Annotated in this window: 30 protein-coding genes; 13 read left to right on the forward strand and 17 right to left on the reverse strand. The window is 43.4% G+C overall.

Annotated features, from left to right (window positions below; translation table 11 throughout):
- Positions 1-72: 72 nt before the first annotated feature.
- Positions 73-660, reverse strand: a complete 588-nt coding sequence (locus tag DWV53_RS04945; RefSeq protein ID WP_118152049.1) for a porin family protein — start codon at positions 658-660, stop codon at positions 73-75.
- A gap of 267 nt (positions 661-927) precedes the next feature.
- On the opposite strand from DWV53_RS04945, the gene DWV53_RS04950 reads away from it, so the two are divergent.
- Together DWV53_RS04950 and DWV53_RS16065 are read left to right on the forward strand one after the other, a co-directional pair.
- Positions 928-1,137, forward strand: a complete 210-nt coding sequence (locus DWV53_RS04950; RefSeq protein WP_118152129.1) for a DUF6722 family protein — start codon at positions 928-930, stop codon at positions 1,135-1,137.
- Positions 1,138-1,139: 2 nt separating this feature from the next.
- Positions 1,140-1,262 (forward strand): hypothetical protein, encoded by a 123-nt coding sequence (locus DWV53_RS16065; RefSeq protein ID WP_259318910.1) that lies wholly within the window; start codon positions 1,140-1,142, stop codon positions 1,260-1,262.
- Between the two features lie 45 nt (positions 1,263-1,307).
- Here DWV53_RS16065 and DWV53_RS04955 read toward each other — a convergent pair whose 3' ends face one another.
- From DWV53_RS04955 to DWV53_RS04965, 3 genes are read right to left on the reverse strand one after another with little or no spacing between them, the layout of a single operon-like run.
- On the reverse strand, positions 1,308-1,730 hold the full coding sequence (locus DWV53_RS04955) for an RNA-binding S4 domain-containing protein (protein ID WP_022121567.1): 423 nt from the start codon (positions 1,728-1,730) through the stop codon (positions 1,308-1,310).
- A gap of 48 nt (positions 1,731-1,778) precedes the next feature.
- Entirely contained in the window at positions 1,779-2,351 is a 573-nt protein-coding gene (pth, locus tag DWV53_RS04960) for an aminoacyl-tRNA hydrolase (protein WP_006847297.1), read from the reverse strand.
- Positions 2,352-2,402: 51 nt separating this feature from the next.
- Positions 2,403-3,008: a 50S ribosomal protein L25/general stress protein Ctc gene (locus DWV53_RS04965; RefSeq protein WP_118152051.1), complete on the reverse strand. Its 606-nt coding sequence runs from the start codon at positions 3,006-3,008 to the stop codon at positions 2,403-2,405.
- Positions 3,009-3,292: 284 nt separating this feature from the next.
- Here DWV53_RS04965 and nusB point away from each other — a divergent pair, with 284 nt between their 5' ends.
- From nusB to DWV53_RS15650, 5 genes are all read left to right on the forward strand, one after another.
- The gene (gene nusB, locus DWV53_RS04970) at positions 3,293-4,354 is read left to right on the forward strand and encodes a transcription antitermination factor NusB (protein WP_118152053.1); all 1,062 of its coding nucleotides are present in this window, start codon (positions 3,293-3,295) and stop codon (positions 4,352-4,354) included.
- Between the two features lie 77 nt (positions 4,355-4,431).
- Complete coding sequence (gene yajC, locus DWV53_RS04975) at positions 4,432-4,746, forward strand: preprotein translocase subunit YajC (RefSeq protein ID WP_117587171.1); 315 nt, start codon at positions 4,432-4,434, stop codon at positions 4,744-4,746.
- Positions 4,739-5,719 (forward strand): CdaR family protein, encoded by a 981-nt coding sequence (locus DWV53_RS04980; protein ID WP_118152055.1) that lies wholly within the window; start codon positions 4,739-4,741, stop codon positions 5,717-5,719. The genes yajC and DWV53_RS04980 overlap by 8 nt, the downstream gene beginning before the upstream one ends.
- A 48-nt stretch (positions 5,720-5,767) precedes the next feature.
- The gene (gene coaE / locus DWV53_RS15645; protein WP_181992414.1) at positions 5,768-6,340 is read left to right on the forward strand and encodes a dephospho-CoA kinase; all 573 of its coding nucleotides are present in this window, start codon (positions 5,768-5,770) and stop codon (positions 6,338-6,340) included.
- A gap of 11 nt (positions 6,341-6,351) precedes the next feature.
- A complete protein-coding gene (locus tag DWV53_RS15650) occupies positions 6,352-6,801 on the forward strand; it encodes a DUF5606 family protein (protein ID WP_022121573.1) in 450 nt (149 codons plus the stop codon).
- A 72-nt stretch (positions 6,802-6,873) separates the two neighbouring features.
- Here DWV53_RS15650 and DWV53_RS04990 read toward each other — a convergent pair whose 3' ends face one another.
- From DWV53_RS04990 to DWV53_RS05035, 11 genes are all read right to left on the reverse strand, one after another.
- Positions 6,874-8,235, reverse strand: a complete 1,362-nt coding sequence (locus DWV53_RS04990; RefSeq protein ID WP_118152057.1) for an MATE family efflux transporter — start codon at positions 8,233-8,235, stop codon at positions 6,874-6,876.
- A 186-nt stretch (positions 8,236-8,421) separates the two neighbouring features.
- Positions 8,422-9,384 (reverse strand): phage antirepressor, encoded by a 963-nt coding sequence (locus DWV53_RS04995; RefSeq protein WP_259318911.1) that lies wholly within the window; start codon positions 9,382-9,384, stop codon positions 8,422-8,424.
- A gap of 74 nt (positions 9,385-9,458) precedes the next feature.
- Positions 9,459-10,019 carry a DUF5675 family protein gene (locus tag DWV53_RS05000; RefSeq protein WP_118152061.1) on the reverse strand — a complete coding sequence of 187 codons (561 nt, stop codon included), beginning with the start codon at positions 10,017-10,019 and terminating at the stop codon, positions 9,459-9,461.
- Positions 10,020-10,033: 14 nt separating this feature from the next.
- Positions 10,034-12,619: a hypothetical protein gene (locus DWV53_RS05005; RefSeq protein ID WP_118152063.1), complete on the reverse strand. Its 2,586-nt coding sequence runs from the start codon at positions 12,617-12,619 to the stop codon at positions 10,034-10,036.
- Between the two features lie 281 nt (positions 12,620-12,900).
- Positions 12,901-13,296 (reverse strand): hypothetical protein, encoded by a 396-nt coding sequence (locus DWV53_RS05010; RefSeq protein WP_022120247.1) that lies wholly within the window; start codon positions 13,294-13,296, stop codon positions 12,901-12,903.
- Entirely contained in the window at positions 13,278-13,433 is a 156-nt protein-coding gene (locus tag DWV53_RS15655) for a hypothetical protein (RefSeq protein ID WP_022120246.1), read from the reverse strand. Before DWV53_RS15655 ends, DWV53_RS05010 begins: the two co-directional genes overlap by 19 nt.
- 229 nt (positions 13,434-13,662) lie before the next feature.
- Positions 13,663-14,088 (reverse strand): hypothetical protein, encoded by a 426-nt coding sequence (locus DWV53_RS05015; RefSeq protein WP_194257014.1) that lies wholly within the window; start codon positions 14,086-14,088, stop codon positions 13,663-13,665.
- A 167-nt stretch (positions 14,089-14,255) separates the two neighbouring features.
- Positions 14,256-14,441, reverse strand: coding sequence for a DUF5053 domain-containing protein (locus DWV53_RS05020; protein WP_417166016.1), 186 nt, complete (start codon positions 14,439-14,441; stop codon positions 14,256-14,258).
- Positions 14,442-14,484: 43 nt separating this feature from the next.
- Positions 14,485-14,883, reverse strand: coding sequence for a pilus assembly protein HicB (locus DWV53_RS05025; protein ID WP_118152131.1), 399 nt, complete (start codon positions 14,881-14,883; stop codon positions 14,485-14,487).
- A gap of 79 nt (positions 14,884-14,962) precedes the next feature.
- Positions 14,963-15,091 (reverse strand): hypothetical protein, encoded by a 129-nt coding sequence (locus tag DWV53_RS05030; protein ID WP_259318912.1) that lies wholly within the window; start codon positions 15,089-15,091, stop codon positions 14,963-14,965.
- A gap of 338 nt (positions 15,092-15,429) precedes the next feature.
- A complete protein-coding gene (locus DWV53_RS05035) occupies positions 15,430-15,750 on the reverse strand; it encodes a nucleotidyltransferase domain-containing protein (protein WP_118152067.1) in 321 nt (106 codons plus the stop codon).
- Positions 15,751-15,978: 228 nt separating this feature from the next.
- Here DWV53_RS05035 and DWV53_RS05040 point away from each other — a divergent pair, with 228 nt between their 5' ends.
- From DWV53_RS05040 to DWV53_RS05065, 6 genes are read left to right on the forward strand one after another with little or no spacing between them, the layout of a single operon-like run.
- On the forward strand, positions 15,979-17,106 hold the full coding sequence (locus tag DWV53_RS05040; RefSeq protein WP_118152069.1) for a DNA cytosine methyltransferase: 1,128 nt from the start codon (positions 15,979-15,981) through the stop codon (positions 17,104-17,106).
- Positions 17,103-18,182 (forward strand): DNA cytosine methyltransferase, encoded by a 1,080-nt coding sequence (locus tag DWV53_RS05045; protein WP_118152071.1) that lies wholly within the window; start codon positions 17,103-17,105, stop codon positions 18,180-18,182. Before DWV53_RS05040 ends, DWV53_RS05045 begins: the two co-directional genes overlap by 4 nt.
- Positions 18,175-19,242, forward strand: a complete 1,068-nt coding sequence (locus tag DWV53_RS05050) for a protein NO VEIN domain-containing protein (RefSeq protein WP_118152073.1) — start codon at positions 18,175-18,177, stop codon at positions 19,240-19,242. Before DWV53_RS05045 ends, DWV53_RS05050 begins: the two co-directional genes overlap by 8 nt.
- A gap of 3 nt (positions 19,243-19,245) precedes the next feature.
- The gene (locus DWV53_RS05055) at positions 19,246-21,282 is read left to right on the forward strand and encodes an AAA family ATPase (protein WP_259318913.1); all 2,037 of its coding nucleotides are present in this window, start codon (positions 19,246-19,248) and stop codon (positions 21,280-21,282) included.
- A 39-nt stretch (positions 21,283-21,321) separates the two neighbouring features.
- On the forward strand, positions 21,322-23,415 hold the full coding sequence (locus DWV53_RS05060; RefSeq protein ID WP_118152075.1) for an LlaJI family restriction endonuclease: 2,094 nt from the start codon (positions 21,322-21,324) through the stop codon (positions 23,413-23,415).
- Between the two features lie 6 nt (positions 23,416-23,421).
- Positions 23,422-23,931 (forward strand): very short patch repair endonuclease, encoded by a 510-nt coding sequence (locus tag DWV53_RS05065; protein ID WP_118152077.1) that lies wholly within the window; start codon positions 23,422-23,424, stop codon positions 23,929-23,931.
- A gap of 340 nt (positions 23,932-24,271) precedes the next feature.
- Here DWV53_RS05065 and DWV53_RS05070 read toward each other — a convergent pair whose 3' ends face one another.
- Positions 24,272-24,598 carry a nucleotidyltransferase domain-containing protein gene (locus tag DWV53_RS05070; protein ID WP_118152079.1) on the reverse strand — a complete coding sequence of 109 codons (327 nt, stop codon included), beginning with the start codon at positions 24,596-24,598 and terminating at the stop codon, positions 24,272-24,274.
- Between the two features lie 380 nt (positions 24,599-24,978).
- Positions 24,979-25,281 (reverse strand): nucleotidyltransferase family protein, encoded by a 303-nt coding sequence (locus DWV53_RS05080; protein ID WP_118152081.1) that lies wholly within the window; start codon positions 25,279-25,281, stop codon positions 24,979-24,981.
- Positions 25,282-25,587: the final 306 nt, after the last annotated feature.

A 25,587-nucleotide genomic window follows, 5' to 3' on the forward strand; every position in this document is an offset into this window, starting at 1 on the left:
CATAAAAGAGGGTGCGCCATAGACTTATGACACACCCTCTTGTTTTATTTGGGATTACTAAAAGTTCATTGATTAGAGAGAGAACTTGTAACCCAGTGTAATCTGGAATACAGAGTTGCAACCAGCATCGTCAAAGTCAGAAACCTTTGTTACGCCAATATTGTAACGAGCATCTAAGCAAACGTTCATATACTCGTAAGAGATGCCTACAGGAACAGAGAAATCAAAAGACTTAACTTCTGCTCCGTTTGGCGCATATTTATCGTAATCTACAGTAACGCCATCAACACTAACCTTGTTGCTAAGATTAAATGCTGGCTGGATACCTGCCTTTAAAGCAAGACCTGGAGCCACATAAACGTTGGCAAGAATTGGAATATTAAGATAATCCATCTTCATCTTCACGTCGTAATCTTTAACCTTTGCCTTTGCACCCTGCATAGAGTAGAGAAGACCACCGCTAATGCCAAACATTGGTGATACATGATACTCCAGTTCAGCACCTCCAACGAAGCCTGCTTTGTATTCTGCATCATCCTCTGTAAGAGATGAAACGTTCAAACCGACCTTAGGCTGAATTGTAACATCGCCTGCTTTGTACTGTGCGAAAGCACCTACTGAAGACAGCGCCATAGCTGCCATAACGAATAATTTTTTCATAATCTCTAATATTTTAAATTAATAGTTTATAATGCTCATATAGAGTATGATTAGTTATCAGTGTGTATGCTGATTCCATCATTTTTACTAGGTGCAAAGGTATGTTTTTTCTTTATTCGCTCCAAATATTTTAAGCATTATTTTAAAATAAGCAGCCAAATATCACATATAAGTTTCTATTTCGTATATTTTTAGCAATAATTATCCCAATTTTCTTGCATCGTTTCATAAAAAGTTGTATATTTGCAGAGCTAAATAGAAATGCTTATGGGACTGGAATTTGGAAAATGGTTAATGGACGTTGCCAAATATATGTTGACGGCGCTCTTGCTAGCAAGTTTTTTTGGAGACATGAATACCCCAGGAATGGTTGCTATAGCAATTATCATTATGTTAGTGATGTTAGGTTTAGGACTTTGGTTTGTTCATCATAATGGTCCTGATGATAAAAATAATAAGAAAAAGAAAGGAAGATAATTATGACTACACAAGAAATTAATTTTGCCATTATTTGTGGAGCACTGATTTTGATATGTCTTTTTGCTGTAGGATTGATGTTTTATGAAAAGAATCAGCAAAAGAAAAGTGCTCAGTGGGAGTAACGAAAACTCCCCCTATACTCTTTGAAGTGTAGGGGGAGTTTTCTTTTATTCTTCATCCTCGTCCCAGTCTTCTTCGTCAAATCCAAACATGGCGGGATCTACGAAGGCATCCAGGGCTCGGCGTTCTTTCTTTGTTGGGCGACCAGTGCCTCTTGCTCTATCTACGAATCCGCTGATGCGGCTCATCTCCAGGAGCTCGTATTGCTTAGGGTCGGTTACGTTTTTATAGACACCATACAGCATCTTGGCGCCTACGCGCTGCTCTATGCAGTCGAGAACCTCGAAAGAGTAGGTGATAGGGGCTTTCTTTACGCTCACCACATCGCCACGCTTGATGATGAAGGAAGGCTTTCTCGTTACGCCTCCCACCATGACGCGGCCATTCTTACAGGCATCGGCAGCAATGCTGCGGGTCTTGTAAATGCGGGCAGCCCAGAGCCACTTGTCTATTCTTGCTGATTCTTTCATGATTTCTAATGCTTATGGAGATTAATCATTAATAATTAATCACTATAATTACTTCTTTCCTAGCTTATTGTATTGGTTCATGGTGATGTCGATACCAGCCAATACGAAGCTCTTGATGATCTCTACACCCAGGTCGATGGCCGGCTGCAGCTGCTTCATGTCTTCCTCAGTATATTTGCCCAGCACCCAGTCTATCTGACCGCCACGCGGATAATCGTTGCCGATGCCCATGCGCAGGCGGGCATAGTTCTGACCGATAAGCTGCTGGATATGTCCCAATCCGTTATGGCCACCGTTGCTGCCGTTTGCCTTCAGTCGGAAAGCACCCAGAGGCAGGGCTAGCTCATCGCTGATAACGAGGAGTCGGCTCTGGTCAATCTTTTCCTGATTCAGCCAATATCTTACCGCATTACCGCTGAGGTTCATGAATGTGGTAGGTTTGAGCAGGAAAATCTTTCTTCCCTTGAGCGTAGTCTCGGCTACGAAGCCATATCGCTTATCCTCAAAATGAATATTGGACGCTTTAGCAAAAGCGTCCAATACCATAAATCCTGTGTTGTGCCTGGTGCCGGCGTATTCATCGCCAGGGTTACCAAGCCCACAAATCAAATATTTATCCAATGTTTGATAATGCTTTACTCAGGTTCGTAAAATCTCTAGATGACTCAGTGATTAAGCCTCTTCTTCCTCAGCAGTCTGAGCTGCGAGCTGAGCGTTACGTGTCATCTTGATAGAGCAAACTACAACAGCCTTGCTTGTAGCCAACTCGAGACCCTCGAATGAGAGGTCACCTACCTTGATGCTCTTACCGATCTTCAACTCAGTAACGTCGATATCGAGGTGCTCAGGAATAACCTGGTAAGGAGCTGTAACGTTGATCTTACGGATAGAGAGGTTCATACGACCACCATCACGTACACCCTGTGCAAGACCTGTCAACTTAACTGGAATACCGATAGTGATAGGCTTCTGGTCGTTAACCTCGTAGAAGTCAACGTGCAGAGGAGCGTCTGTTGTTGGGTGGAACTGAATCTCCTTCATGATAGCTGTGTGGCTCTCACCGTCGATGATGAGGTTGATAACGTATACATGAGGAGTGTAGATTACTTTACGCAACTCTGCGAATGGAACTGCGAATGACATAGCCTCAGGAGCACCGTTCTCGCCCTTCTTCTCACCGTAAAGGTTACATGGGATAAAACCTTCCTTACGCAATGTCTTAGAAGCTTTCTTGCCAAGGTCTGTACGCTTCTGACCTGTTACATTAATCTCTTTCATTTTGTGTTACTCTAAATTAAGTTATTAATAAAAAATGTGCCTTAACTCGCCATCACACGGATTAGCTTTGCTTAAAGCGGGTGCAAAATTACGAAAATTATTTGGAATGAGCAAACTTTTTGCTGAAAAACATGTTCTACATGCAGAAAAAATATTGAAAATACAATTTTTTGCTTAAATAAACTGAAATTTTTGCCCGTTTTCTTGTCTATTACCTATTTAATGTGTATTTTTGCAAGCGTATTAGGTAATTTAATAAATGAATCTTTTAAAAACATTAGAGAATGATTAATAGGGATTTGATAAGACGTAAGATTGTGCAGTTAACCTACGCATACTATCAAAACAGCGATCATAACATGGAGAACGCTGAGAAGGAGCTGATGTTTAGTCTCTCCAAGTCATACGATTTGTACAACTACATGTTGCAGCTCATCGTTGCCATCACCCAGGAGGCACGCAAGCGCTACGATGTAGATGTAGCCCGTGCCAAGAGAGAGGGTGAGCAGGAACCTTCACCACGTTTCGCATTCAATAAGTTCGCTCTGCAGCTCGAAGAGAACAAGATGCTGCTCGAATGGATAGATGTAAAGCATTCCAACTGGGATGAGGATATCGAAATGGTGCGCAAACTGTATACTGCGATTACGTCTAGCGATCTCTATGCTGATTATATCAGCGGTGCTATTGATGAGGAACTCGCCGATCTCGACGAGTACAGCCGCGACCGCGAGGTATGGCGCCGCATCTACAAGCTGTTCATTCAGAATAATGAAGATCTTGATGCATTCCTTGAGGAGAAGAGCCTCTACTGGAACGATGACAAGGATATCATAGATACTTTCGTATTGAAGACTATCAAGCGTTTCGACCCGAATGCTAAGGCCAAGCAGGAATTGCTGCCAGAATACAAGGATGCTGAAGACAGAGAGTTTGCACGCAAGCTCTTCCGTGCTACCATCCTCAACTGCGATACCTACCAGCGCTATATGAGCGAGGCTTTGCGCAACTGGGATTTCTCACGTCTTGCCTATATGGATGTAATTATCATGCAGATTGCCATCGCTGAGGTTATGAACTTCCCTGGCATCCCGGCTACCGTCACTATCAACGAGTATGTAGAACTTGCCAAGGCATACAGCACTCCTCGAAGCGGCGGTTATGTTAACGGTATGATCGACAACATCTGCCGCGAGCTCATCAGCCGCAACCTTATCCAGAAGGAGATGCCTGAGCGCAAGCAGCACGCACAGCACGGTGAACATGCCGGCAAACAGCGCCCAGACAACCAGCACCCAGCCGGCCGTCGTCCGCGCATTCATCGCGCTCCGGGCGAGGGTGAGTAAATAACGGAGGCCTTTCTTGCTGGTCACACCTTTTTATATGTAGAACATAAATAATAATAGATAATACTTTTAACGACATGACAAATTTAGTATTGCAAGCAGCTGCCGGTGGTAGCAGCATGAGTTTTCTCATCATGATGGTAGCTATTTTCGCTATCATGTGGTTCTTTATGATCCGTCCTCAGCAGAAGAAGCAGAAGGAAATCCGCAAGTTCCAGAATGCTTTGGCAGAGGGTACCAAGGTGGTTACAGGCGGCGGTGTTTACGGCACAGTTAAGCGTGTTAACCTCGAGGCTAATACCGTTGATGTTGAGATAGCTCGTGGTGTGGTAATCACTGTAGCTAAGGGCTACGTGTTTGCTGATGCAGCTAGTCAGACACCTAATGCGTAGTATCAAGAGCATATTAAAAGCTGTCAGAAACTTCCTGTTCAGTGGTCTGAATAAGGAGTTTCTGATTTTTTTGTTCTTTCTCGCTCTCAGCGGCATCTTCTGGCTGATGATGACGCTCAATGAGACTACAGAGAGAGAATTCAATATTCCTGTGCAGTTAACGGGCGTGCCCCGCAATGCGGTGATAACCGGCGAACTCACTGATACCGTGCATATTACGGTGCGCGATAAGGGATTCACACTCGTTACCTATGCTTACGGAGGCAAGATTCATCCGCTCACATTCCGGTTTGCCAATTATGCCGACGAAGAAACGGGAACGGGACAGATTCCGATGGCTGATGTGCAGAAACAGGTGGCATCCCAGCTCTATGGCTCTACCAAACTGCTCTCCATCAAGCCGGCAAAATTCGATTTCTTCTTCACCTATGGCTCTTCCAAGCGGGTGCCTGTGGTGTTCAGAGGTAAGATTACAACCAGCAAGAGCTATTATCTGGCACATACCGAATTCCTGCCGTCTACGGTTACGGTTTATGCCAACAAGAAGCAGCTCGATGAGTTGCAATCGGTAGAAATCGAGCCGTTCAACATGCGCAACCTGCAGGATACCATTCATCGCAGCGTACCTATCAAGAAGATACGTGGCATGAAGATTGTGCCTCGGATGGTGCGTCTGGCGGTATATCCTGATGTGCTTACCGAAGAGTCGGTCGATGTGCCTGTTACGGCCATCAACATGCCTGATAACATGGTGCTCCGTACCTTTCCATCTAAAGTGGCGGTAAGATTCACCATCGGAGCCAGCCTCTTCAGAACCATCAAACCGAGCCAGTTTAAGGTGGTAGTAGATTATAACGATCTGGTTAACAACCCTTCTGACAAGTGCAAACTCCAGTTGCGCAGCGTGCCGCGCTCGGTGAGCAAGGCGCATCTCGAACTGGAAATGGTAGATTATCTGCTGGAACAGCAATGATGAAATGATGATTAGTAATTTATAATTTACAGTTAATAATTCATCGTGATGAAGATAGCGATAACGGGCGGTATAGGTAGCGGAAAGAGCTATGTGTGCCGGATATTAGAGAAACAGGGCATCAGGGTTTACGACTGTGATGATGAGGCTAAGCGGCTCATGCGCACCGATGCCCGCTTGCAGGCTGGTTTGAAGAAGCTGGTGGGCGATCAGGTTTACAGTGCAGAGGGCGTTTTACAGAAGCCCGTGCTGGCTCAGTTTCTGCTGGCTGGCGAGGCTAACAAGCAGGCTGTTAACGATGTGGTTCATCCGGCTGTGGCGCGCGATTTCGAGCAGAGCAGCTATGAGTGGATGGAGAGTGCCATCCTCTTCGATAGCGGTTTCTACCGCCGTATCCACCTCGATTTCGTGGTCTGCGTAACGGCTCCCGTCCCGGTTCGCATCCAGCGCATCATGCAGCGCGATCATATCCCGGCAGAGAAGGCGCAGCAGTGGATAGATGCCGTCATGCCGCAGGAAGAACTTGCAGCCCGCTCCGATTTCGAAATCGTGAACGATGGCGAGCAGGATATCGATGCACAGGTAAGGAAATTATTAGATATCATTAATAATAAAGAATAATAGAAAAGACAATGGAAACAATCCTTTCAATTGCAGGCAAACCAGGCCTTTATAAATTGGTATCAAGAGGTAACAGAAACCTCATCGTAGAAACACTCGATGAGACTCACAAGCGTATCCCGGCTTTCGCTACCGACCGCGTAACAAGTCTTGGTGACATCGCTATGTATACAGACGCTGATGAGGTGCCACTCTGGGAAGTGCTCGACAGCGTAAGCAAGAAGGAAGAGGGTAAGCCTAGCACTTTCAACTACAAGAAGGCGCCTGTTGCTGAACTCCACGCTTATTTTGCTGAGGTTCTTCCTAACTACGATCGCGACCGTGTTCACGACAGCGATATCAAGAAGCTCCTCCAGTGGTACAACATTCTCGCTAAGTACGGCATCACCGATTTCAAGGCTACTCTCGCTCCTACAGAGGGTGAGAACGTAGATGATCGTGCTGAGCAGGTTGCTGAGTAAAAAATAAATTGCAGTTGTATTATACTTAAGGGTGTTCATACTTCTAGAAATAGAATATGATACACCCTTTTTTTATTCCTTTTCAATCTTTTTCAATTCCTTTTCAAATCTTCTGCGATACATTTCTCCCGCTATGGTCAGACCGAACGGGAAGGCTAACCAGATGCCCAGAATGCCCAAGCCGCAAGGGAAACCTAGGGTGTAGCCCAGCGGCAAGGAGATGACGAAATAGGCGATGAAGGCATAGAGCACCATCGGCTTTACACAGGCGATGCCACGCAGCGCATTGGCAAAGGTATACTGCAGTCCGTCGCCAAACTGATATACCATCAACAGGATAATCAGCGTAGCCACATACGCCTGCACCTCCACATTATCATTAAACCAGCCACCTATCTGATGGCGAAGCAGGAATACCGGCAAACCCATACACAGCGAGAACAGCAGGTTCAGCCGGAACCCGTCGTAGGCATTGCGGCGAACTGCCCCGTAGTCCTTCTGTCCCATAAAATGGCTCACGCGGATAGCCAGCGCTGCCGCCATGCCCGAAAGCACGAGATAGAAGAGCTGTGAGAGGGTAATCATCACCTGATGAGCCGCCAGCGGAATGGTTCCCAGCCAGCCCACCATCACACAGCTCAGCGTGAAGGCAGCCGACTCCATGCCCAGCTGCAGCGCCACAGGCCAGCCCAACCGGTTCATCTCCCTGAAGTCAGCCCTGGTCAGAGAACTGTGCAGAATATCGCGTCTGTATTCCCCAAGATTCTTGCCCGTCATCAGCATGACCACCATCGCCAGCGCCATCAGAATACGGCTCACCAGCGTCGAAATACCGGCTCCCAGCAAACCCAGTTCCGGGAAGCCCGCCACACCGTAAATCAGTACCCAGTTGCCCAGGATATTGATTACGTTGCCGCCAATCATCGCCCACATCGCCACCTTGGTCTGTCCGAGTCCGTCAAGAAATTGCTTCATCGTGAAGAAAATGCCCATGAAGAGCACGGAGGCGAGGTTTACCAGAAAGTAAGGACGGATGAGCGAGAGCAGCTCTTCAGGCTGTCCGATGCGCCCCAGATTCAGGTAGAGTACAATGAGGGCGAGGGTGAAGATGATGCCCGTCAGCATGTTGGCACAGAAGGCATTGCGCACTTTCTGTCCGATGCAGTCGGTCCGTTCCTCGCCGTAGAGCCGTCCGATGATAGGAGTGAGTCCGTAGGTGAATCCCATATAGGATACGAAAACGAGACCGAAGATATTGTTCACCAGTCCGGCAGCCGCCAGTTCGGGTGTACTGTGATGGCCTATCATCAGCGTATCAGCAAATCCCAGGATGATGGTACCCAGCTGTCCTATGATGATAGGAATGCCGATAGCTAGCAGTTCCCGGTAGTGATGTTTCTTGTTTGTCGTTATTGATGTCGTATGATTATTCATATTTGCTTTTAATTACTAATCTATTTCCTTTATTCTGCTTAAGAGCATGCAAAGTTACGGCTTTATTCACTAACTACCAAATTTTTCTCCCCTTTTTTTAGGGAACGAGGGTGCAAAAGGGCAGGAAGAGGCTTTCCTCCTTCCTGCCCCCGTCCCCAGCGATTCCATCGCTGGTCCCCAGCCTTTTTATCGAATAAGGCCCTTCTTTACCTTTAGATGTATGAACTTCCTTCCTCTTTCTGTCCATACGAGGTAGGTGTGGGTATAGGCGGTGCCCAGTTTCTCCTGTGCCCCATCGCAGTGAGGGTCGGGGAGGGTAGAGTAGCGGGTGCGGCTCTTCGCCAGGCCCATGTGGGCATAATCAGCATAGAGCAGATACTGGCCGCTCTGGTAGTACTGGATATGAAGGGCACAGAGCTGGCGGTTCAACTCCTGTGCCGTGATACCCAGCTCCTTCGCTATCTGCGTGGTGGTATAGCAGGAAACAGAGTTGAGCACATTGTCGGTGTAGAGCGCCTTCGGCAGAAGATGATCCACCTGATTCTCCAACTGGATGATGTTCTCACCGTTCTTGGCGATGCAAACCACCTGTTCGTCCACCACACCGTTCAGCCGACGAATCTCCGTATCCTGCTCTCTGATGAGTTTCTTCTGCTGATCAATCTGCACCTGCTGGTTTTTCAGCAGCTTCTCCTTCTCCTTGAGTGTAGCTCTGAGAATCTCTTCAGCATGCCGAATCGTCTCCTCATCACTCTCGCCCTGCTTTACCGGAATATAACCGCCCGTCTTGCGAATCTGTGGCAGCACCTCGGAAGTAACCCAGTTTTTGAATTTTACCGCCGTAGGAAGCTTGGAGCCGAGAACCAAAGCATAGAATCCGCTCTCGTTGACGAAAAGCATCTGAGTCCATCGTTTTGCCCCGCTTCCATCCTTCTTAATACCTGTCGCTACCCATGTACCCTGTTTTAGGGTTTCATGTGGGTTAACTAGCTGTTTTACAGCATTATAAGACTTTTTGTAACCCAGCACATTACATACATCTTTTGCGCAGAACCAAGGTTCTCCATCATCATCGGTCTGAGTAAGAATCTTACCGAATTCAGGGTTTTCAAACACGACAGCATTACCTGCTGTCTTTTCATTCTTCATCTCTTCTTTTTTTGTTTTATAATTTTTTTCCATGATATAAAAATGTATTAAAATTAAACACTAATCACTACTCACTACCCAATGGTAATCCAAATGCTCTCATCCCTGTCTCTCGCAGCGGTGATGGCATTGATGAGGCGGTGGAGCCAGATGCGGGAGTTCACAACCATGCCTTTTACACGGTTCTCACCCACCAGGATGCAGCCCTGCGTATCATCGGGATAATTGCCGGCATGGATGCGGATGCCCTCAAAATTGGGGACACCCAACAGCAGCGGCAACCACATCTGAAACCTCGGCGACTTACTGATCACCAGCGGATAAGTGCCCTCAGGTATCGCCGTCGTGCCCTTCATCTTCTGCGCCTTCTTGCCCGATACACGCCCCAACCGCACATTCTCCTCGGCAGGACTTAGCTCCACACCCAGAAGGTTGCGCCAGCACGGCTCCAGCGTATCACAGAAATACGAGTCCGCATTCAGCTTCTCCGCAGGCACCTCGCACACCGTCTTCAGCCCCCTGCACTTGTTCACACTCTCAATCGTGCGCTTCTTCACATCCTCATCCTTCAGGATGTAAAGGCGACCTATCGTGTAGGTCTTCTTCTTCGCTATCCGTTTTAAAACTATCTGCATAAGTAAAAATAAATTTAAGATTCAATAACCATACCGTCGTGGCGGTACTTAAGCTTCTCAAAACTGTCACAACTGTCACAACTGTCACGCTTGCCCGTATACTGATACGCCCGCCTGATGTAATTCCGGTGCAGCCACTGCCTGATCATCATATCGGTACCCTTCGCATCCAGTCCATGCTCCAGCCGGATGGCAAGCAACTGCGCAGCCGTAAAGTTATCGGGCAGAATCTGTAAAAGATTCTGAGGCCCACGCTTCGAACTCCTCTGCGCCGTATAGTTCTCCTTCGCAATCATGTCGCCGAAGAACCGCATCTTGCAGTACAGGTCATACTGCTCGCTCCAGCGGATAAACTCATCAATCTCCGGCTCCCACTTGCAACCATTGGCTACATATAGCACGCACGCCTTCAGGTAAGCGATGACGTTGGCACGGAACGAGAGATTCTCAAACGTCCTGTCCTGCGACAGCCGGGCAAACTCAGCATTCTCATCCTTCAGTTTGAGGGCAAGCTGAAACGCCTCCTTACACTCAATCAGACCCGTTACTTTGTTCAGATTTTCGATGTAAGGCCGCAGCGCCTCACGGTACGATTCATCATAGGTTCCGTAAACAGGCATATCTTCGCCGATTTCCCTTTCGGGGATGGTACAGAAGTTGATACGGCTGATAGGACCATCGGTAAGAACCTTAGAGAAGTAACGCTGACCCTTCTGGATGGTGGTAGATGCATTCCAGTTGAACCGGATGGTAACACGCTCCGTGACACTCATCGTTCCTACGCGAGTTTGTCCATATTTATTACCCGGGTCGGCTGCAAGACACATGATACGGAACTGCTGGCTTCCGCTACCCTTGAGCGCATCAAACTGGTCTAGCTCATTGAGCGAAGTATAGAGGAAATGTTCCTGCGCTTCGGCCGTTCTCATCACGAAAGCCGGGTTCGTCATATCCGCATCAATCTCCTGGATAATCAGGTTTTCAGGTCTCTTGCGCTTATCCTTGTTGGCACCCTTGCGCAGCATCTCATCCTTCCACGCCTTTTCGCGCTTCAGGTTTTCAGCATCCCTCAGCCTGATATCCTCCATAATGAAATCGATGGGCCTGTTCACGCTGCTCTTACCCGCTCCGGTACCCGCAAGCAGCAGCGTCATCAGTCTCGCCTCGTGCTCCACGTTGTCAATATACCGGAATCTCGTCTTCCAGAGATGCGTAGCCAGCGGCGGGAAGATAGCGTGCGCCACAGCCGGCTTATAAATTTCCGGCGTCCTCGATATCAGCAGCTCCACCAGTTTCGGCAGTTTCTTCGGCATCTCCGGCGGGTCAGGATAATCCTCCCCGGTACTTTGAACTTTGAGATTTGAACTTTGAACTGTATGATTACCATCTGCCCTATTAACTTTCAACTGTAAACTATTAACTTGCTGGCTGGCCTTCTGCTCCGCAAGCGCATTCACCCTCATCACTTCCCTCGACATCGGCTTCGTATTGTCAGCATATTTCGCATAGAAGTCATGAATCAGCTGATGGCAGTCGTTCTCCTGATAGTAGCTCGGCATTTTCACCCTCACCACCTTCATCAGTTCCTCTTCCTCCATCACCCTCGAAGCACCGGCGCTCATGATAGCCAGCAGCGAAGAGTGTCTCGACCCCACGGTATCAATCTCCATACCCCCGAGTCCGGCAGCCTGCGTAAAGAGGTCAAACGCAATCAGATTCTTCTCCCTGGCTCCCAGTCCGCCAGCATCCTGATTGCCTCCAGAATCCCCGATATGAGGAGCATCAGCACCATGGCTATTACCAGATTGGGCAGGCTGAACAGCAGAGCCAGCAGAAACAGCAGGATTGCCGTCGTTGCCCGATAGTCTATTATTTTCATTATTCTTACCATTGCTATTAATTTTTAACTGTAAACTATTAACTTTTCCACCTCTTCCGTCCACGGTCAGTCCGCGGTCCAGATACGCCTGCCTTCGCATCAGAATCTCCTTCTCGCTCAGCACGGCGCACCACATCTTCGACCTGTAGATTTCCGAGTCCTTATCCGTAAGATAAATCATTCTCTCGGGTGTGATGCAGCTCTCGTCATACGGCACCCCCAGCGCCTCGCAATACGCCTTCTGCGTCTCCTCGATGGTCATTCCCACCGGCAGTCTGATACCGATGTGCAGCTTCTTCCGGGCACTGTAGCAGAGGTGCAGCAGCGAGCCGTTCCAGATGCTATCAGAGCAGTTCAGCTCCCTTGCCTTCTCGATAGCCTTGTCTACATACTCCCTGTCATCCACGTCGATGATAGTCTGGAACATGAAGCTCTCGGGCTGGGCATTCTCCTGTCTGCGCACATTGTTCTTGAAGATGCCGTAGTGGGGACAGAAGAAAGGCAGTTCGCTCTTCAGCCTGTCCTGCGCCTTCTTCACCGCCTCTGCATCGTTGGCATTCACCTTCGGTATAGGCAGTTCGCCCCTAATCTGCTGAATCATCTTCCTGATTTCCGGCGATGCAATCACCTTGTCATACACCGCCATACTGTTGGAAAACACCTTCCCCTTATTGCCCTTGCGATAAGGGTTCAGTGCAATTACATGTTGTGTTTCTGTCATGTTATTTCGTTAATAAAAGATTGGTTTGTGGGGTAATCCCCTCTTCCGTTTTCACCACTCTCAGCCGTCTGTAAGGAGGAGGACTGAACACATACGCTTTCACTTCCATCATTTTAAATAATTTAGAAGATTGGGGGCTCCCACCATGGTTGATGTGCAGATACACAAAAGCCCCCGAAACTCAGACCGCATTGGTTCTGAATTCCGGGGGCAAAGGTAAGGCAAATTTCTCGCTTCTACCTAGTACGTACTATGTACGCGTACTAGTACTACCTGCCAGATTAGCCTCTGATAGCAGGCATCACTTTTTCGAGGAAGGGAATCGTTTTCTTCTGATCCATTCCTCGGTTGTAGGCGGCTCTCATCGAGTTCGGATTAGGACCCCAATAATTGCCGAATACGCTCCATATATTATCGATTTTCAACTCTGTACCTATCTGATTGGCAAGGATGGCAGCTTCGGATGAAGACAGTCCTGAAGGCATGAAATTTTCGGTTACCAAGCCTATCTCTATCAGGTTGTTCTTTATCCTCTGAGCCTTTTCCGTTTTCAGCTCAGCCGGCATCACAGCATTTCTGCATGAGTTTTGCTCACAGGCATTGCTGCCATAATAGTTCTCCACATGCTCGAAGTACGAGCTACCAGCGTTCATGATGATCATTCTTTGTCCAGACATTTCTCATCCTCCTTTCCCTGATAGTTGTTCATGTGTTCGATATATTGTCCACCATTCATCTGTATGGTATTGTTGATAACGATGGTAAAGTGCTTTATTACGAAGCGAATAAATTTCCTATAAAAAAAAAGTTTCATCTTCTTTTATTGTTTTTAGGTTGATTGACTGTTTCTGCCTCATTTTAGTAGAGGACGTGTGTTTGCGCTAACGTTTTTAGCGTAAGCCGCTGGAGAACTGCCGAGCGCCTACTATCGTAAGGTGTGGGGGCGGGTAAGGTTGTGTTTACATTCATTTTGTTGTTGATTTTTTATGTTAATACTAGGCTTCTGATGTTAGCATCTTGACCGGTTATTTCTTATTTAATGATTAAAATTCATCGTTTTGTCCGATTAGTTCCAAGAAGCTGATTGCTATAATACCGAAAGTCTTCTTGTATTTTTCCATGGCTTCCGTGCATTTCACTCTCTTTTTATTCAACACATCAATCTTTTTCCTTTTCAGACTTAACTTCATTTTATCATCTTCCTGGAGATTTTTCAGTTCCTTGTCACATGTTTCCTTAAGTCCATTGAGGAAACTTGCTATGATTCCCATCGTCCTAGCCATCGTTTTAACAGTTATGGTTTGATCCTTTTCACATATCCGTTTAAATGTAGTGTGATCGAAACTGAAAATCTTTTCAACGCTAGTGGGACCCATCAATTTGTCACGACACAACTCGCTTAAGAAGTCTCCTAAGCTTTCTAGGCACCTTTTCTTAACACGGTCTAGGTCCTTTTGGGTTATGTTCATCTTTTTTGGCATAGCGTTAAAATTTGCTGCAAAGGTTATAAAAAAAAGTCATATAACCAAATAGGAAGTGAGTGCTATAAGACTCACGGATTTTAACGAAATTTGTGCGTTCGTGGTATGTTTGACCGATGGAAAAAGGCTAAATGATGCAAGAAAAGAGATTTTGTTCAAATTCTGTCTGCAGCAGCACGTATGCGGTTTGAAACCTCGCATAGTGCTCCACGGAGCATATTCTTCTCTTCTTCGGTGAAACTTCCCACTCCACCATTTCCATCGATGCCGTCGAGTTTGTGATAAAGCCATGATGCTGACAACATTTGGGCACAAAAAGCCCCCGATGCGTCACGCACCAGGGGCTTAAAGAGTTCATTTAATTACTTTATGAAAACACAACCATCAAAAGACGGCTGCTTGTAAATCCGCTTTAATATTGTCCATACAGGCGTTGAGTCGTTGGTATGTTTTCTCTCCAGCGGTCTTGACTCCACTTACATACTGGCGCATGAGCGATGGGTTGATGCCTGCACGTCTGGCAATCTCGGTAGCGTTGAGAAAGGAGAACTCCTTGAAGAAAGCTTGCACGTCGTACTTATATGTAAACGTCAAGTCTTGCAAGGCCTTGTTGTTAGGGTCATCATCCCTACATTCCTGAAGAGCCTTCATGAAGTCGGCCTTGGCTTCCTCAGCGGTCGCACCATCGCCATCTATGACACCATAATTACCCAATGGCTCATCATTGTAACAAGAGTATCCGCCATTACCATATTCTAAAATCAGCACTACATTCTTTGCCATATATCTTATTTGTTTAAAATTCCCATAAAAAGAGTTCTCCACATGTCCATCACGCAACACGCTCATCTTAACCTCATGGCTACCATGTCTTGGAATTCTGATTTTCATCCCATTCTTGGGGATTGAACCATTCATCGTGCTCGGCACCATGTCGAGTGATAAAGCATCCCGCTTTAGTCAACTCATTGTACAATTGATTGTGTTTCATTGTTGTAATTAAACATGTAAAAGAACTCTTTGTCTGAATGACACTGCAAAGGTAGCTAAAAAGCTACAAAACACCAAATATTTAGGTAGCTTTTCCGCTACGTTAACTAAACTTTAACATTTGGGGGCAAAAAACATCTATCGCGTCAGAGAAGAAAGCGATAATCGAGTACTTTTGGTTATGGCTTGACAACGTAAAACCCGATGTCAGCGTCACGGTTCATGTCATTTTATGACCACGTGACTATCACTCCTTAAACAAGTATCGCCAACCACGTGAAAAGCGATACCTGTAACCACGTTAATGAAGCGGTATTATTTGTAATTACTCCTTTATATTCATATTTTTACCCCTTCCTTTTCCACGTTCCTGACGAAGGGTGTATTCCTATACTTTTCCCATTCCTGGGCGGTATACATCACGGGGTTGATTTCCTCGCCCAGTTCCCATCCGAGTTCGGTCAGTGGGTAGGTGATGTTGTCATAATCGTCAGCCATGAGTTTCTTCTTATCCAATATGATAAGGATATCCCAGTCACTATTCTCCCTGGCGGTACCTCTGGCTTGCGAGCCGAAAAGTATCGCCTTCCCGCTAGCCGGCAAGTTTTTCGCCAGGCATTTGCGGATAGCTGCCAATATATGTTCCTTTTTCTTTTTCATGTTGCGATATGCTTGTTGATGATGCAAAGATATGAATATTTGTAGGGATTTCCAAAAAAAATGGCGTGATTTTAAAGCTTATTTTTTATAAAATCTATAATCAAGTAGCAAGAAAGTCCTGAAAAGTCCTGAAAAGGAATATGCTTTTGATTATATACGAAAAAAAATGCTTATTTTTGTATATTCATAATCTTCTTAGAAGAGGTAGATAATAAAGATGAAATAGAAATGAAGCAATATAAATTTGTAGACTTATTTGCTGGTTGTGGCGGTCTTAGTCTTGGATTGCAGCAAGCTGGCTTTACTCCATGGTTTGTAAATGAAATCGTAGAGCAGTTTTGTAATACCTACAAGTATAATCATGAATTGAGTGATGATCATTATTTTGTTGGTGATATAGCTGACCTCAATCAGCATCTTGATGAGTATAAGAATTTGTTATCAGATATTACCTTAGTCTGCGGAGGACCTCCGTGCCAAGGATTTTCTATGGCAAACCGACAACGCATATTAGATGATCCACGTAATTCTCTTTATAAACAATATCTGATTTTCTTGCAGAATGTTCGACCAAAGTTCTTTATAATGGAGAATGTAAAGGGAATGATGAACAAAATTGAAGAAATAAAAGAAAATTTTAAAGAGTATCTGGGAGAAGAATATCAATTTGATTATGCTCTTGTAAAAGCGCAAGATTATGGTGTTCCTCAAAATAGGGAACGTTTTATAATGATAGGTAATAGAGTTAATATTTCTCCCAAATTAATTTTTGAAGAGATATATAAACATAAACGAAAACCATTTGTGTTGAAAGACGCCTTAGATGGATTACCACATCTTGTCGCCAAAAAAGAAAAAGGTTCGAAGGGAATAGAGTGCGCAGAGTCTGGTTTTACAGAATGTGATTTTACATATATTCATAATGACTTTTATAAGTTTATTAATGGAGAAAAAGATATTAAGAAACTCTATAACCACAAGAATAGATATAATAATGAGCGTGATATAGAGATATATAGGCGGTTGCCGCAAGGAGCAAATTCTTTGCATGAGTCAATAGCAGATATTATGCCTTATAAAAGAAGAAATGGTATTTTTAAGGATAAATATTTCAAATTGGATGAAACGCAAATTTGCAAGACGATAACTTCTCACATGAGGTTTGATTGTAATATGTATATACATCCATGGGATGCAAGAGGTTTGAGTCCTCGGGAGGCTGCACGTATCCAGACTTTCCCAGATGATTATGTGATAACTGGTTCTCAGAATATGTGGTATGCACAGGTTGGGAACGCAGTTCCAGTAAAACTTGCCAAAGCTATTGGTGATGGCATTATGAAATTTATAAAATGAGACATCTTGAATTATTTGCAGGTATAGGCGGTTTTAGAAGAGCGATGGATCTTCTGACGCAAGACCATATTATGAATTTTCACTGCGTAGGCTATTCTGAAATAGATCCTAAGGCAGTGAAAACATATTGTGCTAATTACAGGCCAGAGCAGGATGAGGAAGTTGCAATGGGGGATATTGTTGAATTTACTAAAAATCCAGAGAATATAGAAAATTTGCCAGACTTCGATTTGATAACAGGTGGATTCCCATGTCAAACATTTAGTATGATGGGAAAGCAGGCTGGGTTCAATGAGGATAGAGGACAGATGTTTTTCCGTATTATAGACATTCTTGCAGCAAGAAGACCTCGATATGTCTTGCTTGAAAATGTAAAGAATCTAAGAAATCACGACCAAGGGAGAACCTATAATAGAATTAATGAAGAATTAGAATTGTTAGGATATAGGGTGTTTAGTACAGTCTTCAATACGGCAAATTTTCATCTTCCACAAACTCGAAATAGGCTTTTGATTTTTGCAACAACTGAACCTCTTCCAGACAACTTTGAGGATATGTTTTCTAGTGCAAATATTGCTGATACTTTTGAGAATGTATATGCTAATTTAAGTGTTAGTCATTATGAAACAGTTAATGATTTACTTCAGAGAAATGTTAATCAAAAATACTTTTTATCTGAAAAAATCAAACCAACCATATTGGCTGATGGGTCAGCTAATTTCAAATCTCGTTCAGATATTAATATGAGAATAGCTAGACCTCTGACTGCAACAATGCACAAAATGCATAGAGCTTGTCAAGATAACTATTATAGTCAAGATTTCATAGATTCTCAAGGAGAAATAAATCCTGTAGAAACGATGACAAAAGAAGAACTGGCAAAATTGCCAATTCGTAAAATAACGCCAGAAGAAGCATTTATGTTGCAGGGCTTTCCTGCAAGTTTTGCACTAAATGGTCGTAATGCAGGTGTTGCTGATGGCTCTCTGTATAAGCAAGCAGGAAATGCTGTTAGCGTAAATACTATTTATGCAGTTTTGTATTATCTTATCATAAACAATATAATTCATGAATGATATGTTTTTCTTTTTTGATATAGAAAAGCGCATCGGCTTAAAGAAATTAAGCGGCGTAGAATTGGGTACAAGTGAAACAAGTAATCAAACTCACATTGGGCTATTTGAAGATGTCCTCCAATTCTTAGGAGATAATGTCGTTACTACGGCAATGTTAGTTTATGGGGATTACTGTCAAATACTGGATTGTTATTTTGACAGAATCAAAAATCCTGATGGAACTTATAGAAGTCCTAAAATACGAAAAGGGGGAGTTGGTGAAGAATCCGTTGTCTCAAAAATTAGAGAGTTTGCCTTGGAAGATAAGAGTGCAGATTGGTATCTCCTTTGGTCTGGATTAGAAAATAAAGATTTGGTATTTTGGCTTATCAATAGTCATTCTGAAGATTTTGCTATTATCAAGACCTTGGTTAAGGATAATGTTCGCATCATTAAAGATGAGGATAAGGCTTATGCTGGTTTAAAGAATATCATGGTGAGTAAGATAAACAACTCTAGTATTGATATTCAAAAGGAGATAGAAATCATCTCTCAAACGGGTGCTGTAAGTAAAAAATATAAACCGTTTGATTTAGATAAGGCAAAAAAGCATATTGCTTTAGTAGGTAAGCAAGGTGAAGAATTGGTAAATGAGTATCTAGAAAGATTAAAATCTGCCAAGGAATTAGATTCTTTTAAATGGATGAATAAGAGCAGAGAATCTGGTTTGCCATACGATTTTATTTTGATTGGAACTTCTGATATACATCAGTATGTTGATGTTAAGTCAACAAGATTTGGTTTCAGCCAGAATATTGTTTTCAGCAATCAAGAGGTTGAATTTGCTAATCTATTGAATGCTGATACTAATTATTCCGTTTATAGAGTATTTGATATGTCTGAATCTTCTGCTAATCTGAAGATATGCACACAGTGCTTGCCTTATATGAAGGAGATGAATAATAATATTCAAAAGCTTAATGCTGCTATTGTTGAAAGTAAGACGAAACTTCTAGATTTAAACATTGCAGTTTCTCCAGTAGATTGCTTTAGTATGATACAGGAATCAATAAAACTATAAGAAATGGATGAGATAGTAAAACATATAAATGATACAAATGCCAGCTATAGGCAACCAAATGCTGGTGATGCCAAGAATACAGATTTGTTCTTGGATAATGAGCATTATGCTTTTTTTGAAGGTGCTGGCGAACATGTTACGGTAAGATTTTTTAAAGAAAATCTTTCACAGGCTATATTGTTTATAGCTTCAATTTTACCAAGAAAATTCGATCAGTCAGCCACGCATTGCATTATTGAGTATTCTAGTAAGTTTGTTATAGACCAATTGGCTATACTTGATGCTTTGTTTAAAGTAGATGGGAAGTCTGTAGATACAATAACACAGGTCTGGAATGCTCGTAAAAATGTTGTTCAAAAAAATGGAAAAATTGATAATCGTTTCTATTTTAATGGCTTGATGCAGGATGTCGTTTATCTAGATAGTACAGGTGAAGAACGCAAAGCGAAGTTTACTGTTCGTAATTATATGGCAGGGGAATATTCTGAACTGCATATAAAAAAAGCAGAAGATGGAATATTTAATATTGAGATTAAAAATGTAACAACGCCATATAATGATGGGAAAGAAGATGATGTTGAGGAGATATTGAGTAATAATAATTGTTTGATTCCTCTCCAGCAAATCTTCTACGGTGCCCCTGGCACCGGCAAGAGCCACGCTATAAACGAGCTTACAGCGGGCAAGGATGTTATCCGAACAACGTTCCATCCTGATACCGACTATTCCACTTTTGTAGGCGCATATAAGCCTACCACTAAGTCTGTGCCAGTAATAACTGTTATTGGCACAGAAGCCGTTCCTGTAAGGGATAAAAACGGCAAGGAAATGATGGAGGATAAAATCGTCTACGAGTATGTGAGTCAGGCCTTCCTACAGGCATACGTTGCGGCATGGAGGAAGTATTGTGACGTACAGGAGGGCGAAGAGCCTGTGGACGAATTTTTGGTTATAGAAGAGATTAACCGAGGCAACTGCGCCCAGATTTTCGGAGATCTCTTCCAGTTGCTCGATCGTGGCGATGAAGGATTCTCTGAGTATCCTATCAAGGCTGATTCGGACATGAAAAAACTGCTCGAAAAAGAATTTGAAGGACTGGAAATCAAGAATAAGGAGGGTATTAACGCTCTGTTTAAAGGTGGCAAGGACATTGTAGCCGAAGTGTTGGCTGGTGACGTCCTGCTGCTTCCTAACAACCTCTATATTTGGGCAACTATGAATACCAGCGACCAGAGTCTCTTCCCGATAGATTCTGCCTTCAAGCGCCGTTGGGACTGGCATTATGTGCCAATAAGTGATGCTGGTAAGAAATGGATGATTGAAGTGAACGGAGTCCAGTATGATTGGTGGAAATTCCTTGAGGCTATTAACGACAAAGTTTACCATGCAACCTATTCTGAAGACAAGAAGCTAGGCTATTTCTTCTGCAAGGCTAAAGATGGTGTAATAAGTGCCGATAAATTTGTCAGCAAGGTTATCTTCTATCTTTGGAATGATGTATTCAAAGACTCTGAATTTGAGGGAGATACCTTTAAAGATGAGGATGGAGAAAAACTCTCATTTGACAAGTTCTACTCTGTAGAAAATAATCAGGTGAAAGTGAATGGAACGAAAATCGTTAAATTCCTGAGTAACTTAAATTTGAAACCAGATTCTGAAGCTGATGAAGACAACAGTGAAGAGGGATTTGAAACCGAAGGCGATAAGAAACTCCCTAGAACACCTAAGGTATTTACTGTTGAATTCCCTGACGGAACCGTCATAGACGAGGATAACAGGTTTGAAACTTATCGTAAGGTACTTTCTAAAATCGGAATAGAACAGGTTGAGAAAATTGCGGCAGAAATGAAATATCATCGCCGCCATACGCCTTTGGTAACAAAGAGTAAATATGAGGCGATATTGAATGATCCAACCTTTAGTTATGTTCAGGAGGGCGATTGTTTTATTATTAAGGGTCTTAATGACATTACAATGTATAATATGGTAATGTTGTTGGATAACCGCTTAGACTTGCAGCTGAAAGTATGTTATGAATAAGACTTTTGTCTGCAAATAATCGATTTAAAAAGTAGGAAAATGAGAATCCTGATAGAAGAATATCAATACAATGTATCTGATGTGCACGATGTATTATACGGCATCGATGCAATGGAGAACGTAGAGGGCAAGGTGTCCATCCATTATGTAGGGTATTATTATAATCCCCTATTAGGAGACTGCGTGTTTATTCTTCCTAAAGTATTGCTGCGTGATGTGGATGGCAAGGAACTTGCTTTTGGTAAGTACCAGCCATACGATATTATCAACCCTGAAGGTCAGGAAAAACTGGCAAAAGAGGAGCGTGATTTCCTCTATGGCTTTGCTGTATGGATATATAGAGCCATCGTTGTATATAAGAACGACAAGAGCAACGACTCGACTATTGTTTATCAGAAGATGATTAATCAGGTGGGTGGTAGCAGCAAGCGAAAGAGCAATACATTCCTTGATATTCTTCTGTCGCTAATCCAGTTTAATAAGGACAATAAAAGTTTCTTCTTCTTTGTGTTAAAGAATCTCCATTCAGGCTTGAATAAGATTAACTGGACCCGTACCATCAGTACTACTTCTGCTATTATACAAGATGGGAATGCTATCTATTTAAATCCAGTTAACAAGAAACGTAAGATTAACTTTGATGAAGAACTGCTTGTTATCTTCTTCTCGATTCTCAACTATATAGCTGATACATACGGGTTCCCTAAAGAGATAAACTGTAATTTTGACCTGATAAAGGGAAAACAGTTTGAGAAATACAGAAACGGATATGGCAAAGTACGCTTGAATCAGATTAAGTATAAGTATTTCTCAGACAAGGCGTTGCAGCTTTGGAAGCTGTGCTATGCTTTCTTCGACAAGTCGCATCAGATATATGTAAATACCAGCCAGAAAGAGTATCTGCTTGTCAAGAGTTTTCATATCGTGTTTGAGGCGATTATTGATGCCTTGGTGGGCGATAATCCGCTGCCTGACGGAATGGACAAGAAACAGGAAGACGGTAAGATAGTGGACCACCTCTTTACGGCGAAGAGCTTGATTAATGACGAATCAAGCAATACTTATTATATCGGTGACAGTAAGTATTATAAGATGGGCAACGAACTCGGGAAGGAGTCCATTTATAAGCAATACACCTATGCGAGAAACGTGATACAGTGGAACCTGGATATCTTCAACAGCGGCAGAAAGCCTGAATCCGGCATAAAGCTTCGTGATGATGAAACAGAAGGATATAACATCATTCCGAACTTCTTCATTTCTGCTACTATGGACGAAAAGTATCGCTATGCCATAGACGGTATCAAGGAAACTGACAGAAAGAACAACAGATACATTTCCAAGCAGTTTCAGAACAGATTGTTTGACCGTGATACGCTGCTTCTTTTCCATTACGATGTTAACTTTCTGTTTGTTCTCTCGCTCTATGCAAGAAATAATAGGGGAGAACAGCAGCAATGGAAGGAGAATATCAGAGCCAAATTCTGTTCAGAAATACGAAACTGGCTTCAGCAGGACTTTGATTTCTATGCCATGCGTCCGCTTCCGTCTGTGAATGCAAAAGAATATGTAGAAACACATTTCAGGCAGGTTCTGGGTAAGGTGTATACCCCATTTGAGGAAGAAACTATCTTCTCTCTTGCTCTCGATAAAAAAGACGAAAAAAATAATGAAGCATTGCTTGCAGAGCTGAGGAAGAATTTTACTGTAAAGGAGTGCTGTCTGGGTACCGACCCGCATGAAGTCTTGCCTAAAGAAGGTGTTTATGAGCATGTTAAGGATGTTATCCCTCAAAAGGGACTGGTATATAAGGTCGAAAACGTATTTGTATTAGCGGTCGATAGGGATGCTTATGATGATTATGAGCATAATAGGCTTTCTATGGAAATCCCTCTGGACATCAATAAAGGTATGTTCAAGATAGATTCTATCGACTATTTTATGTTTATAGTTGAGAATGCATCTGAAGGATATTATCGGGTGACAAATTCAAGACTGAGAATAAAGGATGATAAACTGATTTTATTCCTCTCGCTAACTGATTACCATAGCTTTGAATTCGGTTTCAAGGAAGTTGCTGAGTGCGAGACGAAAACTATCGTCTCATTGCGTGATTTGATGAATATAGGATAAGGTAATATGTCAGACCGTTTGAACATAGAACAGCGCCATAACAATATGGCGGCAATAAGGGGCAGGGATACCAAACCGGAGATTCTTGTCAGGAAATTTCTGTGGAGTAGGGGATTCAGGTATCGGCTCAATCATCCGCGGTTGCCGGGCAAGCCGGACATCGTGCTGAGGAAATATCGCACCTGTATTCTGGTAAACGGGTGCTTCTGGCACGGACATGAGGGGTGCAAATATTATGTGGTGCCGAAATCGAACACCGGGTTCTGGATGGAGAAGATCAGGAGGAACCGGGAGAGGGACCATGAGGTGCTGCACCGGCTGGCTGAAATGGGATGGCATACCATCGTGATATGGGAATGTGAACTGAAGCCGGCGGTAAGGGAGAAGACGCTGGAGTCGCTCGCCTTTACGCTGAACCATATCTATCTGGAAGATCATCATATCAGAAGATATGAATTGCCGGAAGAAGTGCCGGAAATGGTGGCGGAGCCGGAGGCGGAAAGACGAGAGGAATAGGCAGGGATTTCACGGAATTTTAAAGTGGACTCTTAACTCAAGTTTCGCATGTGGTTTAAGTACGGGCTGAAGGTCCACAAGAGGGTGTGTCATAAATCAACAGTTCGCCAACGACTCAAAAGAGTTCGCTAACTCAGAAAAACAGTTCGCCAACGACACAAAAGAGTTCGCCAACGAAAAGAAAGAAACAGCCCAAGAAGTCAAGCAAAGAAAAGAGTTCGTGAAGGCTAAAAGAGCCATCTACAAACTTATCACTTTTGGGTGAAAGTTATATTGCAATTATTGTTTTTCCTTGATAAGTTTGATGATGCTATTTAAAAAGAACTTCTTTCATCGTTTGTTAGCCCCATAAACTTACTCCTTCCTTTTCTACATTTTTATAAAATGGTGTAATCTTATATTTCTGCCACTCCTTAGCGGAATACATTACAGGATTTATTTCTTTTCCTAAATCCCAGCCTAGCTCGGTAAGAGGATAGGTTACATTATCATAATCAGAAGGAAGAAGCTGTTCCTTGTCTAAGATAACAAGAATGTCCCAGTCGCTATCATCTCTAGCGGTACCTCTAGCTTGTGAGCCAAAAAGTATCGCTTTCCCGTATGGTGGCATATTCTTTGCCAGGCATTCACGGATGGCTGTCAATGTAAGTTCTTGTTCCTTCTTCATATTGCAAAGATAAAATAAAAACCTGAAACTACCAAGTAAAAACCTTCTTTTTTATGAATTATTACACGATTTATGAGAAATTACTGATAAGCTTATATTTCCTTTGCCATCTTTTTTTCTGCAAAATAAGAAATATTTCTCCTTTATGCAAGTTTTTGGGCTTTTTCTTTGGGTTTTGAGAATAAAATAATATTTTTGTGGATGAAAAGGTATAATGGGATAGAAGAAATCCCTTTTTAAAAAAGATAGAGTAAAATGTCGGACCGTTTAACCATAGAACAGCGCCACAACAATATGGCGGCAATAAGGGGCAGGGATACCAACCCGGAGATTCTTGTTGAGTTCCATAGTCAACATATTTATCTACTGGTGTCCCTAATCTATCGCTCCGCTATCACTTCAATCCCATCTCTCTCAACTTCCTTGAGCAGGAAGGGGTTGAGGTGCTGGTGCTTCCGGATAATATCTACAGGGCTGTCTAAAAGTTCTTCCAAGTATGCCTTCAGACGGACTACTAGAAAAAACTTAGGGGGCATTTCTACATAGATATCTACATCGCTGCCATCGTGGTGCTGGTTTCTTGCTACAGAACCAAAGAGGCGCAGGGAGGTGATGCCGAAGGTGTTTTGCAGTTCTTCGGCATGAGATGTGATGAGGGCTATGTATTCTTCTCTTGTTTTCATTCTTAATATCCTTTTTTAAAGGCTTTTGCCCTTACAGGCGCAAGGCTGATTGTGCTTATACCCAGGGCGTTACCCAGGGCTAGGGGCTTCTGCCCCTTCAGGGCGTGCCTGAACCACATGCGGAACTAGAGATAGGAACCAATAATTTGAAATCGTCAACAGGCTGTTGACGATTTTGCTTGTTGGCTGCAATTTGTTGAATATCAATGGTTATTGTGCTATCAGTGAATTTGTCCGCAAGTTGCGGACGAATTGCAGACAATCGGAAAAAGTGACTACAGTACCGCTGCACAGACCTTGCGGAAC

It is taken from the genome of Segatella copri (assembly GCF_003465495.1).
Classification (GTDB): Bacteria; Bacteroidota; Bacteroidia; order Bacteroidales; family Bacteroidaceae; genus Prevotella; species Prevotella copri_G.

Excerpts from the sequence above, each read along its gene's own strand:
- DWV53_RS04945 (WP_118152049.1), bottom strand. The coding sequence starts at position 660 with ATGAAAAAATTATTCGTTATGGCAGCTATGGCGCTGTCTTCAGTAGGT.
- DWV53_RS04950 (WP_118152129.1), top strand. The coding sequence starts at position 928 with ATGGGACTGGAATTTGGAAAATGGTTAATGGACGTTGCCAAATATATG.
- DWV53_RS16065 (WP_259318910.1), top strand. The coding sequence starts at position 1,140 with ATGACTACACAAGAAATTAATTTTGCCATTATTTGTGGAGCACTGATT.
- DWV53_RS04955 (WP_022121567.1), bottom strand. The coding sequence starts at position 1,730 with ATGAAAGAATCAGCAAGAATAGACAAGTGGCTCTGGGCTGCCCGCATT.
- DWV53_RS04965 (WP_118152051.1), bottom strand. The coding sequence starts at position 3,008 with ATGAAAGAGATTAATGTAACAGGTCAGAAGCGTACAGACCTTGGCAAG.
- nusB (WP_118152053.1), top strand. The coding sequence starts at position 3,293 with ATGATTAATAGGGATTTGATAAGACGTAAGATTGTGCAGTTAACCTAC.
- yajC (WP_117587171.1), top strand. The coding sequence starts at position 4,432 with ATGACAAATTTAGTATTGCAAGCAGCTGCCGGTGGTAGCAGCATGAGT.
- DWV53_RS04980 (WP_118152055.1), top strand. The coding sequence starts at position 4,739 with ATGCGTAGTATCAAGAGCATATTAAAAGCTGTCAGAAACTTCCTGTTC.
- coaE (WP_181992414.1), top strand. The coding sequence starts at position 5,768 with ATGAAGATAGCGATAACGGGCGGTATAGGTAGCGGAAAGAGCTATGTG.
- DWV53_RS15650 (WP_022121573.1), top strand. The coding sequence starts at position 6,352 with ATGGAAACAATCCTTTCAATTGCAGGCAAACCAGGCCTTTATAAATTG.
- DWV53_RS04990 (WP_118152057.1), bottom strand. The coding sequence starts at position 8,235 with ATGAATAATCATACGACATCAATAACGACAAACAAGAAACATCACTAC.
- DWV53_RS04995 (WP_259318911.1), bottom strand. The coding sequence starts at position 9,384 with ATGAAGAATGAAAAGACAGCAGGTAATGCTGTCGTGTTTGAAAACCCT.
- DWV53_RS05000 (WP_118152061.1), bottom strand. The coding sequence starts at position 10,019 with ATGCAGATAGTTTTAAAACGGATAGCGAAGAAGAAGACCTACACGATA.
- DWV53_RS05005 (WP_118152063.1), bottom strand. The coding sequence starts at position 12,619 with ATGACAGAAACACAACATGTAATTGCACTGAACCCTTATCGCAAGGGC.
- DWV53_RS05010 (WP_022120247.1), bottom strand. The coding sequence starts at position 13,296 with ATGTCTGGACAAAGAATGATCATCATGAACGCTGGTAGCTCGTACTTC.
- DWV53_RS15655 (WP_022120246.1), bottom strand. The coding sequence starts at position 13,433 with ATGAAACTTTTTTTTTATAGGAAATTTATTCGCTTCGTAATAAAGCAC.
- DWV53_RS05015 (WP_194257014.1), bottom strand. The coding sequence starts at position 14,088 with ATGAACATAACCCAAAAGGACCTAGACCGTGTTAAGAAAAGGTGCCTA.
- DWV53_RS05025 (WP_118152131.1), bottom strand. The coding sequence starts at position 14,883 with ATGGCAAAGAATGTAGTGCTGATTTTAGAATATGGTAATGGCGGATAC.
- DWV53_RS05030 (WP_259318912.1), bottom strand. The coding sequence starts at position 15,091 with ATGAAACACAATCAATTGTACAATGAGTTGACTAAAGCGGGATGCTTT.
- DWV53_RS05035 (WP_118152067.1), bottom strand. The coding sequence starts at position 15,750 with ATGAAAAAGAAAAAGGAACATATATTGGCAGCTATCCGCAAATGCCTG.
- DWV53_RS05040 (WP_118152069.1), top strand. The coding sequence starts at position 15,979 with ATGAAGCAATATAAATTTGTAGACTTATTTGCTGGTTGTGGCGGTCTT.
- DWV53_RS05045 (WP_118152071.1), top strand. The coding sequence starts at position 17,103 with ATGAGACATCTTGAATTATTTGCAGGTATAGGCGGTTTTAGAAGAGCG.
- DWV53_RS05050 (WP_118152073.1), top strand. The coding sequence starts at position 18,175 with ATGAATGATATGTTTTTCTTTTTTGATATAGAAAAGCGCATCGGCTTA.
- DWV53_RS05055 (WP_259318913.1), top strand. The coding sequence starts at position 19,246 with ATGGATGAGATAGTAAAACATATAAATGATACAAATGCCAGCTATAGG.
- DWV53_RS05060 (WP_118152075.1), top strand. The coding sequence starts at position 21,322 with ATGAGAATCCTGATAGAAGAATATCAATACAATGTATCTGATGTGCAC.
- DWV53_RS05065 (WP_118152077.1), top strand. The coding sequence starts at position 23,422 with ATGTCAGACCGTTTGAACATAGAACAGCGCCATAACAATATGGCGGCA.
- DWV53_RS05070 (WP_118152079.1), bottom strand. The coding sequence starts at position 24,598 with ATGAAGAAGGAACAAGAACTTACATTGACAGCCATCCGTGAATGCCTG.
- DWV53_RS05080 (WP_118152081.1), bottom strand. The coding sequence starts at position 25,281 with ATGAAAACAAGAGAAGAATACATAGCCCTCATCACATCTCATGCCGAA.